The sequence below is a fragment of the Streptomyces sp. NPDC087300 genome, assembly GCF_044744425.1.
Classification (GTDB): Bacteria; Actinomycetota; Actinomycetes; order Streptomycetales; family Streptomycetaceae; genus Streptomyces.
The window spans coordinates 78,947-91,104 of record NZ_JBIUYI010000009.1; the positions used below are offsets into that span (position 1 = coordinate 78,947).

Below are 12,158 nucleotides of genomic sequence, written 5' to 3' on the forward strand. Positions count from 1 at the left end.
CCTCATGCGACAGGAATTGTGCCGGGTATGCGGCGTTCCGCCCCGGGTGTGCGCCTTCGCGCATTGACCCTGCCCGGCAGCCCCCGTATGCTACAAGTTGCGCTGCGAGCCTGCGCTCCTCAGACATAGCAGGCTGCGCTCGCGTCTGTTGTATGTCCCCTCGGTTGTCGAGGCGCCTTCCGTTTCGCGGGAGTCGCGCTTCCTAGGCTGTCCGGCTTCTGCAGAGCGAAATCGGCTCCGGCGCGTTGCAGTACCTACGACTTCAATGTCCGTACCGGAGCCCTTACCCACATGACGAGCAGCACCGAGACCACCGCCACCACTCCGCAGGTAGCGGTCAACGACATCGGTAACGAGGAAGCCTTCCTCGCCGCGATCGACGAGACGATCAAGTACTTCAACGACGGCGACATCGTCGACGGCGTCATCGTGAAGGTCGACCGGGACGAGGTCCTGCTCGACATCGGTTACAAGACCGAAGGCGTCATCCCGAGCCGCGAGCTCTCCATCAAGCACGACGTCGACCCGAACGAGGTCGTCGCGGTTGGTGACGAGATCGAGGCTCTGGTTCTCCAGAAGGAGGACAAGGAAGGCCGTCTGATCCTGTCCAAGAAGCGCGCTCAGTACGAGCGTGCCTGGGGCACGATCGAGAAGATCAAGGAAGAAGACGGCATCGTCACCGGTACCGTCATCGAGGTCGTCAAGGGTGGTCTCATCCTCGACATCGGCCTCCGTGGCTTCCTGCCGGCCTCCCTCGTCGAGATGCGCCGCGTCCGCGACCTCCAGCCCTACGTGGGCAAGGAGCTCGAGGCCAAGATCATCGAGCTGGACAAGAACCGCAACAACGTGGTCCTGTCCCGCCGTGCCTGGCTCGAGCAGACCCAGAGCGAGGTCCGCCAGACCTTCCTCACGACCCTGCAGAAGGGTCAGGTCCGCTCCGGCGTCGTTTCCTCGATCGTCAACTTCGGTGCGTTCGTGGACCTCGGCGGCGTCGACGGTCTCGTGCACGTCTCCGAGCTTTCCTGGAAGCACATCGACCACCCCTCCGAGGTTGTCGAGGTCGGCCAGGAAGTCACCGTCGAGGTCCTCGACGTGGACATGGACCGCGAGCGCGTGTCCCTGTCGCTCAAGGCGACGCAGGAAGACCCGTGGCAGCAGTTCGCCCGCACGCACCAGATCGGGCAGGTTGTTCCCGGTAAGGTCACCAAGCTCGTTCCGTTCGGTGCGTTCGTGCGCGTCGACGAGGGCATCGAGGGCCTGGTCCACATCTCCGAGCTGGCCGAGCGCCACGTGGAGATCCCGGAGCAGGTCGTCCAGGTCAACGACGAGATCTTCGTCAAGGTCATCGACATCGACCTCGAGCGTCGCCGGATCTCGCTGAGCCTCAAGCAGGCCAACGAGTCCTTCGGTGCCGACCCGTCGGCCGTCGAGTTCGACCCGACCCTGTACGGCATGGCCGCGTCCTACGACGACCAGGGCAACTACATCTACCCCGAGGGCTTCGACCCCGAGACGAACGACTGGCTCGAGGGCTTCGAGACCCAGCGTGAGGCTTGGGAGGGCCAGTACGCCGAGGCGCAGACGCGCTTCGAGCAGCACCAGGCCCAGGTCATCAAGTCCCGCGAGGCGGACGCCCAGGCCGAGGCCGAGGGTGCGGCGGCTCCGGCCGGCGCCGCTCCGGCCGCGTCCAGCGGTGGCGGCGGCGGTTCGTACTCCTCGGAGTCGGACGACAACTCCGGCGCCCTTGCCTCGGACGAGGCGCTCGCCGCGCTTCGCGAGAAGCTTGCCGGTGGCCAGAGCTGAATCTCGCCTCTAGGCGGTAGCAGCAGCTGAACGTTGCGGGCCCGCACCTCTTCGGAGGTGCGGGCCCGCTTCTTTGTTTTCGGGTGCGGGTTCGGTGGGGCTGGGCGCGCAGTTCCCCGCGCCCCTAAAGAGCTCGTCCCTGCGGGACGTTGCTCCTTAAGGCGTCACGGCTATGTTCGTCAGGCCCCTGCCGCCCGTCACCGTGTTGCTGGCGTAGACCGTCGTCCTGCAGCTGCCGCTGTAGTTCGTCACGTTGATCGCCAGCTGTTTGTCGCCCGTCGAGCCGGTCAGGGTGGACCTGTTGCCGCGGAAGACCGTGCCGCAGCCCCAGCCGGACTGCTGGGTGTGGGTCTCGTAGCCGTTGTTCGTGGTGTTCTTGCCCGTGTTGTTCTCGATGACGTAGTCGTTGCCCTTCACGTCGATCCACGAGTCGTCGTAGTTGTTGCCGGTCAGGCCCTTGCCGTCGAAGGTGTTGCCGGAGACCTTGCCGCCCGTGGTGCCCTCCTTGAGGTCGATCGCCTCGCCGCCCACGTCCGGGCCGATGGTGTTGCCGGTGATCGTCACGTTGTCGCTCTTGTCGGAGAGCGTGTTGGCGCTGCCCACGTAGACGCCCTCGCCCATGCCGCGGTCGTCGTTCCCGGTGTCGTAGATCCGCGAGTTCTTGATCACGCCGTCGCTGCTCGACTTGCGGAAGTGGACGCCCTCCATGTCGAGACCGTGCACCGTGACGGTGTCCACGACGACGCCTCGCGCGGAGTCGATCATGATGCCCTTCTGGCCGCCGGTGACGGTGATGCCCTTCACCGTCCAGTACGCGGCGCCGTTCAGATGCAGGCCGTAGCCGCCGCCTGCGGTGAGCACCGCCTTGGCCGAACCGGTCAGCGTGATGCGGGAGTTCGCGCTCGCCGCCACGGACGTCTTGAAGTTCCCCGAGTACGTTCCGTCGGCGAGATGGATCGTGTCGCCGGGGGAGGCGTCGGTCAGGGCGCTCTTCAGCTCGGCGGCGGTGGAGACCTCGACGGTCCGCGCGGGGGCGGGCGAGGCGGTCGCGGCCGTCGCCAGGCCTCCGGAGGCGGCCGCCGTGGCGAGCAGAGCGGTCAGCAGGGTTCGTCGGGTGCGCATGGGGGCCTTCCCGTCGGTTCTCTGGGGGAGAAGTTGCGTCAGCGTTCAGCTATGTGGACAGCGAGTCTTGACGTGAACGTGAATGAACGTAGAGGCGGGGCATGTGCGCGTCAAGGTATGGACCAGGTAAGGGAGTTCACGGATACGAACACCGATCGGTGCGGCATGGCCGGGAATGCCCCTGCCCCCGTGCGCGTTCTTCCCTACGAACACGAGGAGGAGCGGTCACAGTGCTTGATCCGCAGGGTTTGTACGCATGGGAGCCGAAGGGCCTCGCCGTGGTCGACATGGCGCTCGCCCAGGAGTCGGCCGGTCTTGTCATGCTCTACCACTTCGACGGATACATCGACGCGGGCGAAACCGGCGACCAGATCGTCGAGCGGCTCACGGACAGCCTTCCCGGGCAGGTGGTGGCGCGCTTCGACCACGACCGGCTCGTCGACTACCGCGCCCGCCGCCCGCTGCTCACCTTCCGGCGCGACCGCTGGACCGACTACGAGGTGCCCACGCTCGACGTGCGTCTCGTCCAGGACGCCACGGGTGCGCCCTTCCTGCTGCTCTCCGGGCCCGAGCCGGACATCGAGTGGGAGCGGTTCGCGGCGGCCGTCAAGGAGGTCGTGGAGCGGCTCGGCGTGCGCCTGTCGGTGAACTTCCACGGCATCCCCATGGGCGTGCCGCACACCCGCCCCGTCGGCCTCACGCCGCACGGCAACCGCACCGACCTGGTGCCCGGCCACCGCAGCCCGTTCGACGAGGCGCAGGTGCCCGGCAGCGCGGCGTCCCTGGTCGAGTACCGGCTGCTCGAAGCGGGCCACGACGTGCTCGGCGTGGCCGCGCACGTGCCGCACTACATCGCGCGCTCCGCGTACCCGGACGCGGCCCTCACCGTCCTGGAGGCGATCACCGCCGCCACCGGTCTGGTGCTGCCCGGCGTCGCGCACGGACTGCGCACCGAGGCGCACCGCACCCAGACCGAGATCGACCGGCAGATCCAGGAGGGCGACGAGGAGCTCGTCGCGCTCGTCCAGGGACTTGAGCACCAGTACGACGCGGCGGCCGGTTCCCAGGAGCGGGGCAACATGCTCGCCGAGCCGATGGACATCCCCTCCGCCGACGAGATCGGCCTTGAATTCGAACGCTTCCTCGCCGAGCGGGAGGGCGACGCGTAACGCCAGGGCCTAAGCTGCCGGTCATGCTGAAGGTGGGCCTGACCGGCGGTATCGGCGCCGGCAAGAGTGAGGTGTCGCGGCTGCTCGTGGCGCGCGGTGCCGTCCTGATCGACGCGGACAAGATCGCCCGCGAGGTGGTGGAGCCGGGAACTCCGGGTCTGGCCGCGGTCGTTGAGGCGTTCGGGCGGGAGGTGCTCGCCCCGGACGGCTCCCTGGACCGCCCGAAGCTGGGCGGCATCGTCTTCGCCGACCCCGACAGGCTCGCCGTGCTGAACTCGATCGTGCACCCGCTCGTCGGCGCCCGCTCCGCCGAGCTGGAGGAGTCCGCCTCCGGGGACGCGGTGGTCGTCCACGACGTCCCGCTGCTCGCCGAGAACGGCCTCGCGCCGCTGTACGACCTGGTGGTCGTCGTCGACGCGAGTCCCGCGACCCAGCTCGACCGCCTGGTGCGGCTGCGCGGCATGAGCGAGGAGGACGCCCGCGCGCGGATGGCGGCGCAGGCCACGCGCGAGAAGCGCCTGGAGATCGCCGACGTCGTCGTCGACAACGACGGGCCCGTCGACGGGCTCGCCGAGCGGGTCGACGCGGTCTGGGCGGACCTCGCGCGGCGGGCGCGGAAGGACTAGTCCTGGCGGCCGGGCACTTTCCGAGGGGCCGGGCGCGTTCACGATGCGTCGTTCCGGTTGTCCCAGGGGAGGCGGGCCGTGGTCGTACTGGCGGCGTTGACGGCGTTCGGCGGATTGGTGGCGGCCCTGGCCGGGGCGTACGGCCTGCGGCAGACCCGGCGCATCAGCGCCGCGGGAGCCGTGGCGCAGGCCCTGGTCAAGGCGGCGCCCCCGGGCGCGGAGCGGCCCACGCTGCAATTCGAGACGGGTGACGGGCGGGTCGTCGAGGTGGTCTCGCCGGTGCCCGCCACCCGGCGTAGACCGCTGGCGTCGGGCGACCGGGTGCACCTCGCGTACGACACCGAGGATCCGCGCGAGACGGTCCTGCTCGGCGGTGAGCGCACGGGGCTCGACCGGGCCTTCGTGGGCGCGGGCCTGGCACTCGTCGTGCTCGGCGCCGTCCTGGCGGCCGTCGCGTCCTGACACCTCGGCGCGCGGTGGGACCCGGGTGTGGCGCGGGGCGGAATAGGCGTGGCCGCGGCGGGCGTTGACGCCGGTGAGCGAGGGAAGGAATGCAGCGTGCCTGAAATCACCCCGGAGACGCACGTCATCGACTTCCGTGCGGCGGAGCAGCTCCTTGCCGCACGGGACCCGCGAGGCGCGGTGAAGCTCCTGGACACGGTCATCGCGGCCCACCCCGAGAACACGGCGGCCCGGCTGCTGCGGGCGCGCGCCTTCTTCGCCGCGGCGCAACTGCGCGCCGCCGAGCTGGAGTTCAGCATCGTCCTGGAGCGCGAGCCGGACAACGCGTTCGCGCACTTCGCGCTGGCCCGAACGTATGAGCGCGGCGCGCGCCAGGAGCAGGCACGGCGTCACTTCAGGCTCGCGGCGGCCCTCGACCCGCAGCCGCAGTACCTGGCGGCCGCGCGGTTCGACGACGAGGGAGACCGGCGCGAGGGCGACCGGCGCGAGGGCGGCGGCGCGGGCCGGGCCTAGGGCCCGCGCGGCGGCGTGCGCGGTGTGCCCGGCGTGCGTGGCGGTTCGTACGGCGGGATCGCGCGGCCCGGCTGGTAGTGCGGGCCCTGCCGCAGATGGCGCACGATCATGGCCAGATCCGTGGCGATCGCCAGGCAGAGCACACCGCAGGCCACCGCCCACCCCGTGCGCCCGGTGAGCGCGAAGACGGTTGTGCCGAAGGCGGCCCAGACCAGACCCCATACGCTGAACCAGAGGCGCATGCGCAGCGGGCTGCGTGCTGTCACCGGTTCGCTGCCTGTGCGCTTCATGAGAGGTCATCTCCTCCTTCCAGGATAAGAGGGTGAGCACGTGCTGGAGGCGCTGCGGGCGGACGAACGGCTCGTCGGCTGGCTCAAGGGCCTGGAGGGCGCGGGCACGCCCCGGGCGGCGGTGCTTCCGGAGGCGGACGAGCTGCCCGACGTGCTGCTCGACCTCGCCGTGCCGCACGAGGACGTCAACGGCCTGGTGGCGCTGCGCGACCGCCTGTGGGAGGACCCGCAGGCGCGGTGGCTGCTCGACCGCTGCGTCGACGCGCTCGTACGCGACATGGGCAGGCCCGGCGGCAACCCCGGCTTCCCGGTGCTGCCGGACGGGCTCGGGGAGCTCGGGCGCTGCTTCTGCGTGTACGTGTACGTGGCGGCGCTGCCGTACGTACGGGAGTACCACCGGGGCCGGGGCATACCCGATGAGGTGTCGCGCCGGACGCTCGCCGACCTGGGGCGGCATCTGGCCGTGCACCGCAGGGCGCGCGGCGGCCGTGGCCTGGCCGTGCCGGACTGGCCCGGACTGCATTTCCGGGGCGAGCTCTACCAGTTGGGGCGGCTGCAGTTCCAGCGGGCCGTGCTGGGCGGGCGGATGGGCGGCGCGACGGCCGGGGCCGGGCACGCGGCGGGCCCCGGCGATCCCTGCCTCAATCTGCACATCACCGATTTCCGCGGGCCGTTGAGCCCCGAGGCGTGTGACCGCGCCATCGACCTGGCACGGGAGTTCTTCGCGCGGCACTTCCCCGAGGAACGATATGAGACAGCCGTCTGCCACTCCTGGCTGCTCGATCCGCAGCTGCGGGACTATCTGCCCGCGGATTCGAACATCGTCCGCTTCCAGGAGCGATTCCGCCCCGCGGACGGTTATGGACAGGAGCCGGACGACAGCACTCCGGTCGGCTTCGTCTTCGGTGACCGCGCCCTCTCCGTGGACCGACTGTCCAGGCGTACCACGGTGGAACGGGCGGTCGGCGACCATCTGCGGTCCGGCGGGCACTGGTACGGAGGGCATGGCTGGTTTCCGCTGTAGCCGGTGGATCACCCGGAGTGGCGGGAACGGGCGGTCGGGGCGCTTCGTTGGCGGGGCATGAGTGTGGAGATGCGTGAGGGATACGAGGGGACGGGCCCCGGCGCGATCACGCCGGACGGCTGCGCGGTGGAGCTGTACGCGCGTCTTTCCGTCGGGGACGAGCCCGATGTCATCGCGGCGGCGGTGCCTGCCGGGGCGCACATCCTCGAACTGGGCAGCGGCGCGGGGCGGGTGACCCGGCCGCTGCTCGATCGGGGATTCCGGGTGACGGCCGTGGACGAGTCGGCCGAGATGCTGGAGAAGGTCGCCGCGCTCGACGGCGGGGTGCGCACGGTCCACGGACCCATCGAGAAGCTGGACCTGGACGAGAGGTTCGGCGTGGTGATGCTCGCGTCGTTCCTGGTGCACAACGGGGACGCGGCGGTGCGGCGCGGCATACTGCGGGCCTGCCGGAGCCATGTCACGGACGGCGGCTGCGTGCTGATCCAGCGGGAGGGCGCGGACTACCACACGAACCTGCCCAGGGAGCGCGTCGATCCGGGCGGCTACACCGTCCGGATCCTGTCGGCGGAGCCCGTCGGCGACGGCGTGAACGAGGTCGGCGCGGAGTACGTCTTCCCCGACGCCGTCTGGACCCAGACGTTCCGTGCCCGCCCGCTCAGCACGGAGCAGTTCGAGGAGGTCCTCGCGGAGGCGGGCCTGAAGGTCGACAAGTACCTGACGGACGACGGGACGTGGGTGCGGGCGGTGCCGGTCGTGGGGTGAGGCGGCACCGGAGTGCGCAAGCAGGGGAGCACGGGAGTACGAAGTGCCGGAGCGCAGGATTTTCGATTTGGTCGGCGAATTCCCGCGCGGAAGCGATGAGTTCCGCGCACCGGCCCTGTCTACCTCTGTGACAGCACGACGAACCCCGCGCACCGAGGAGACACCATGTCCGCCACCGCCACGACCGCCGCAGCAGCCACCACCACCCGCACCGGGACCCCCGTTCGCGGCCGTGCCTCGCGCATCACGCTGCGCACCCTCCAGGTGCTGTTGGCCGTGTTCTTCGGCGTCGCGAGCGGCGTGCCCAAGCTGATCGCGCATCCGACCGCCGTCGAGTCCTTCGACAAGCTCGGCTGGGGCGCACCCGGCATGTACACCATCGGCGCCCTCGAACTGCTCGGCGGCATCGCGCTGCTGATCCCGCTGCTGTCCTCGCTCGCCGCCACGGCGTTCGTCGGTCTGATGATCGGCGCGTTCACCGTGACCGTCACCGTGTTCGGCGGGGAGAACGCGGCCACGCCGCTGGTCCTGATCCTGCCGCTCGCCTGGATCGCCTGGGCGCGCCGCGACCAGACGGTCGCGCTGATCGCCCGCCTCCGCGGCCGTTCGTGAGCCCCGGGCCCTCGGGCTCCGGGCCCCGTCCCCCGGGCCCTGTGCTCCGCGCCGCCGGGTGCGGCTCGCGGGGAGGTCCCTGCAACAGGCCGTGCGGAACGGCCCGTTGCAGGGACCTCCCCGTGCGTCCATAGCCCGCCATGGCCCGCGTACGCCCCGGGCCTCAGCCCTCCGCGCCGCGCAACCGCTCCATCTCCCTGCGGTCCCGCTTCGTCGGACGGCCGGTGCCCCGGTCCCGTACGCCCGCGGGCGCGACCGCCTCGCGGGGCGGCGGCGGTGGGCTGTTGTCGACATAGCACTCCACCGCGACCGGCGCCCCGACCCGCTTGCGGATCAGGCGCTTGACGATCACGATCCGCTCCCGGCCCGCCGCCTGCCGCAGCCGCACCTCGTCGCCGACGCGCACGCCGTAGGCGGGCTTGACGCGTTCGCCGTTGACCCGCACATGGCCGCCCTTGCAGGCGGCCGCGCCGCTGGAGCGGGTCTTGGTCAGCCGGACCGACCAGATCCAGCTGTCGATGCGTACGGTCCCGCCGCCCGCCGGGTCGCCGCCCGCTGCGCCCTTGCCCGAAGCGCCGTTTCCGGCCGGGTCCTTGCCCGTGGTGCCGCTCCCCGCCGGGCTCCCGCCGACGGTGCCGCCCGCGGCGCCGCCCGTCGCCGGACCGTCGCCCGCGGCGTCGTTCCCCGGCGGGATCTCGCCCGGCGCGCCGCCCTTTCCGCCACCGCCTGAAGTCTCCGAAGCCATGCACCGACCTTAGTCCGGCCGCGGAGCGGCATCGCCGGCTCCCGGCGAGCCGTCCGGAAACCGCTGACCCCCGCCGCCGATAATTCGGACCCATCACGACAAAACGGTCCGGAAACGACTCCCAGGGGTGCTGCCCATGAAGCTCGAAGCCACTGTCGACGGTCTGATGGACGGGTTGCGCGCCGACCTCGAACGGCTCGCCGCGATCCCGTCGATCTCCTTCCCCGGCTTTCCCGCGGAGCCGGTGGAGGAGGCGCACGACCTGCTGGCCGGGCTGCTGCGGGACGCCGGAGTCCCGCACGTCGAGCGTCTCGACCTGCCCGACACCGCCCCGGTGATCTACGGCGAGATCCTGCCCCCGACCCCCGAGGCCCCTACCGTCCTGCTCTACGGCCACTACGACGTCCAGCCGCCCGGCGACGAGGCGCTCTGGAAGTCGCCGCCGTTCGAGCCGACCCCGGTCGAGGGCGGACTGCGCGCCCGCGGCATCGCGGACGACAAGTCGAACGTCATCGCGCACCTCGGGATGCTGCGGGCGTACGGCGGCCGTCCGCCGGTCGGCATCAAGATCGTCATCGAGGGCCAGGAGGAGTACGGCAGCGCCTTCGACGACTATCCGCCCAGCGATCCCGAGCGGTTCGCGTGCGACGCGATGGTCATCGCCGACCTCGGCAACCTCCGGCCAGGCACCCCGACCCTCACCACCGGCCTGCGCGGCGCCTGCGAGGTGGTCGTCGAGGTCAGGACGCTCGACGAGCCGCGCCACAGCGGGGAGTTCGGGGGCGCCGCGCCCGACGCGCTCCTCGTGCTCCTCAAGGCGCTCGGCACGCTGCACGACGTGCACGGGGACGTCGCGGTCGAGGGGCTGCGGCGCGAGGAGTGGGGCGGGACGACGTACACCGAGGAGGAGTTCCGCGATCTCGCGGGAGTGCGCGACGGCGTGCCGCTCATCGGCAGCGGCAGCCTCGGCGAACGGCTCTGGAGCGGGCCCGCGATCACCGTCATCGGCCTGGACGCGCCGAGCGTCGAGCACGCGGCGTCGGCCGTCGTCCCGCACGCCCGCGCCAAGCTGAACCTCCGCTTCCATCCGCGTCAGGACGCGAAGGAGGCGCAGCGCAGGCTCGTCGACCACCTGCGGTCGCTCAGGCCGTTCGGGGTGCCGCTCACCGTCACGCCCGGCGACACCGGGCCCGGCTACGAGGCCGCCACCGGCGGACCCGCCTACCGTGCCGCGCTCGCCGCGCTGAGGGAGGGCTGGGGCGAGGACGCCTCGTACGTCGCGACCGGCGGCTCCATCCCGCTGGTCAACGGCCTGGCGAAGGCGGCGCCCGGCGCCGAGGTGCTGCTCTTCGGGGCGCAGGACAGCATGTGCAATCTGCACGCCCCGAACGAGCGCGTCCTCTTCTCCGAGCTGCGCAACACGGTCGTCGCGATGTGCGCCTTCGTCCGTGAGTTCGCGGCGGACCACGGGGCGGGAGACGGCGCGTGAGCACTACGGAGGCGGAGCGCGAGACCGGCGCCGAAGAACCGCCGCGCAAGGGGAAGTTCACCTTCCCCAGCGCCCTGACCGTCCTCGCGATCGTCACCGTCGCCGTCTGGCTGCTCGCCTTCCTCGTCCCCTCCGGGCAGTACGACCGCAACGACTCCGGCGCCCCCGTCGAGGGCACCTACCACCGCGTCGACTCCGGGCAGTCCTTCGTCGACCGCCTCAACGACCTCTTCCTCTCCCCGGTCAACGGCCTCTACGGCATCCAGGACGAGAAGACGTCGCTGGTCGCGCCGGACAACGTCGGCGCGCTGTACGGCAGCGCGGGCGTCTTCCTCTTCGTCCTCGCCATCGGCTCCTTCATCACCGTCGTCTTCGCGACCGGCGCCCTGGACCGCGGCATCGGGCGGCTCGCGCACCGCCTTCGCGAGCGCGGGGCGCTGCTGATCGCCGGGGTCATGGCCGTCTTCTCCGTACTCGGCACGGTGGAGGGCTTCGCCGAGGAGACCCTCGGCTTCTACGGCCTGATCGTGCCGCTGATGCTCGCCCTCGGGTACGACCGGATGACCGCGGTCGGCGCGATCATCCTCGGCGCGGGCGTCGGCGTCCTGTGCTCGACGGTCAACCCCTTCGCGACGGGCGTCGCCTCGTCCGCCGCCGACATCTCGCTCGGCGACGGCATCGTGCTGCGCTTCGCCATGTGGTTCGTGCTGACCGGCGTGACCATCGCGTACGTCATCCGGTACGCCAAGCGCGTACGGAAGGATCCGGAGCGCTCCCTCTCCGGGTTCCTGCCGGGCGACCGGGAGCAGTCGGCGACGGAGGCGGCCGAGGTGCCGGGGCTCACCCGGCTGCACAAGGCGGTGCTCGTCGTCACGGCGCTCGTCTTCGCCTTCATGATCTTCTCGGTGGTGCCCTGGTCGAGCGCGCTCACGGGCAAGGCGGACGCGCGGCCCTACGGGTTCGAACTCGGCTGGTCCTTCCCGCAGTTGGCGGCGCTCTTCCTCTGCGCGGCGGTCCTGGTCGGGGTCGTCGCGCGGATGGGCGAGCAGAAGCTCAGCTCGACGATCATCCAGGGCGCGGCCGACTTCGTCTCGCCCGCGCTCGTCATCCTGCTGGCCCGCGGCGTCACGACCATCATGAACAACTCGAAGATCACCGACACCGTGCTCCACTCCATCGAGGGCATCGTCAAGGGCACCTCCTCCGGGATCTTCGCCGTCATCGTCTTCGTGGTGAACCTGCCGCTCGCCTTCCTGATCCCCTCCACCTCGGGGCACGCGACGCTCGCCATGCCGATCCTCGCGCCGCTCGCCGACTTCGCCGGGGTCTCGCGCGCGGTCGTCGTCACGGCCTGGCAGGCGGCGAGCGGCTGGATGAACCTGTGGGTGCCGACGACGGCGGTGACCATCGGCGGCGTGGCGCTGGCGAAGGTCGGCTACGACAGGTACCTGCGGTTCGTCTGGCCGCTGCTCGCGATCCTGTTCGTGCTGATCTGCGGATTCGTGGCGCTGGGGGCCGCGGTGACCTGAGCGTGCGTA

13 protein-coding genes are annotated in these 12,158 nt (G+C 71.0%); 10 read left to right on the forward strand and 3 right to left on the reverse strand.

The features are described from left to right. Positions 1–291: 291 nt before the first annotated feature. Positions 292–1,803, forward strand: coding sequence for a 30S ribosomal protein S1 (gene rpsA / locus ACIO9J_RS33400; RefSeq protein WP_402007839.1), 1,512 nt, complete (start codon positions 292–294; stop codon positions 1,801–1,803). Positions 1,804–1,959: 156 nt separating this feature from the next. On the opposite strand, the gene ACIO9J_RS33405 is transcribed toward rpsA, so the two are convergent. After that, on the reverse strand, positions 1,960–2,925 hold the full coding sequence (locus ACIO9J_RS33405) for a sheath polysaccharide-degrading enzyme (protein WP_402007841.1): 966 nt from the start codon (positions 2,923–2,925) through the stop codon (positions 1,960–1,962). Positions 2,926–3,155: 230 nt separating this feature from the next. Here ACIO9J_RS33405 and ACIO9J_RS33410 point away from each other — a divergent pair, with 230 nt between their 5' ends. From ACIO9J_RS33410 to ACIO9J_RS33425, 4 genes are all read left to right on the forward strand, one after another. Next, the gene (locus ACIO9J_RS33410; RefSeq protein ID WP_402007843.1) at positions 3,156–4,094 is read left to right on the forward strand and encodes a PAC2 family protein; all 939 of its coding nucleotides are present in this window, start codon (positions 3,156–3,158) and stop codon (positions 4,092–4,094) included. A gap of 23 nt (positions 4,095–4,117) precedes the next feature. Continuing rightward, entirely contained in the window at positions 4,118–4,720 is a 603-nt protein-coding gene (gene coaE, locus ACIO9J_RS33415) for a dephospho-CoA kinase (protein WP_402007845.1), read from the forward strand. Between the two features lie 78 nt (positions 4,721–4,798). Continuing rightward, entirely contained in the window at positions 4,799–5,182 is a 384-nt protein-coding gene (locus ACIO9J_RS33420) for a DUF3592 domain-containing protein (protein WP_402007847.1), read from the forward strand. Between the two features lie 96 nt (positions 5,183–5,278). Further along, positions 5,279–5,695, forward strand: a complete 417-nt coding sequence (locus ACIO9J_RS33425; RefSeq protein WP_402007849.1) for a tetratricopeptide repeat protein — start codon at positions 5,279–5,281, stop codon at positions 5,693–5,695. Here the strand turns inward: ACIO9J_RS33425 and ACIO9J_RS33430 are convergent. Then, positions 5,692–5,985 (reverse strand): DUF6343 family protein, encoded by a 294-nt coding sequence (locus ACIO9J_RS33430; RefSeq protein ID WP_402007851.1) that lies wholly within the window; start codon positions 5,983–5,985, stop codon positions 5,692–5,694. The genes ACIO9J_RS33425 and ACIO9J_RS33430 overlap by 4 nt on opposite strands. Positions 5,986–6,106: 121 nt before the next feature. Here ACIO9J_RS33430 and ACIO9J_RS33435 point away from each other — a divergent pair, with 121 nt between their 5' ends. The 3 genes from ACIO9J_RS33435 to ACIO9J_RS33445 all read left to right on the forward strand — a co-directional run bounded on the left by ACIO9J_RS33435 (position 6,107) and on the right by ACIO9J_RS33445 (position 8,386). Continuing rightward, entirely contained in the window at positions 6,107–7,009 is a 903-nt protein-coding gene (locus tag ACIO9J_RS33435) for an acyltransferase domain-containing protein (protein ID WP_402008334.1), read from the forward strand. A gap of 69 nt (positions 7,010–7,078) precedes the next feature. After that, on the forward strand, positions 7,079–7,774 hold the full coding sequence (locus tag ACIO9J_RS33440) for a class I SAM-dependent methyltransferase (RefSeq protein WP_402007853.1): 696 nt from the start codon (positions 7,079–7,081) through the stop codon (positions 7,772–7,774). A 165-nt stretch (positions 7,775–7,939) separates the two neighbouring features. Next, positions 7,940–8,386: a DoxX family protein gene (locus tag ACIO9J_RS33445; RefSeq protein WP_402007855.1), complete on the forward strand. Its 447-nt coding sequence runs from the start codon at positions 7,940–7,942 to the stop codon at positions 8,384–8,386. A 163-nt stretch (positions 8,387–8,549) separates the two neighbouring features. Here ACIO9J_RS33445 and ACIO9J_RS33450 read toward each other — a convergent pair whose 3' ends face one another. Then, a complete protein-coding gene (locus ACIO9J_RS33450; RefSeq protein ID WP_402007857.1) occupies positions 8,550–9,131 on the reverse strand; it encodes an RNA-binding S4 domain-containing protein in 582 nt (193 codons plus the stop codon). Between the two features lie 136 nt (positions 9,132–9,267). Between ACIO9J_RS33450 and ACIO9J_RS33455 the strand changes: the two genes are divergently transcribed. Together ACIO9J_RS33455 and ACIO9J_RS33460 are read left to right on the forward strand one after the other, a co-directional pair. Next, complete coding sequence (locus ACIO9J_RS33455; protein WP_402007859.1) at positions 9,268–10,620, forward strand: M20/M25/M40 family metallo-hydrolase; 1,353 nt, start codon at positions 9,268–9,270, stop codon at positions 10,618–10,620. Further along, positions 10,617–12,149, forward strand: a complete 1,533-nt coding sequence (locus ACIO9J_RS33460) for a YfcC family protein (RefSeq protein WP_402007861.1) — start codon at positions 10,617–10,619, stop codon at positions 12,147–12,149. The genes ACIO9J_RS33455 and ACIO9J_RS33460 overlap by 4 nt, the downstream gene beginning before the upstream one ends. The last annotated feature ends 9 nt before the right edge of the window (positions 12,150–12,158 follow it).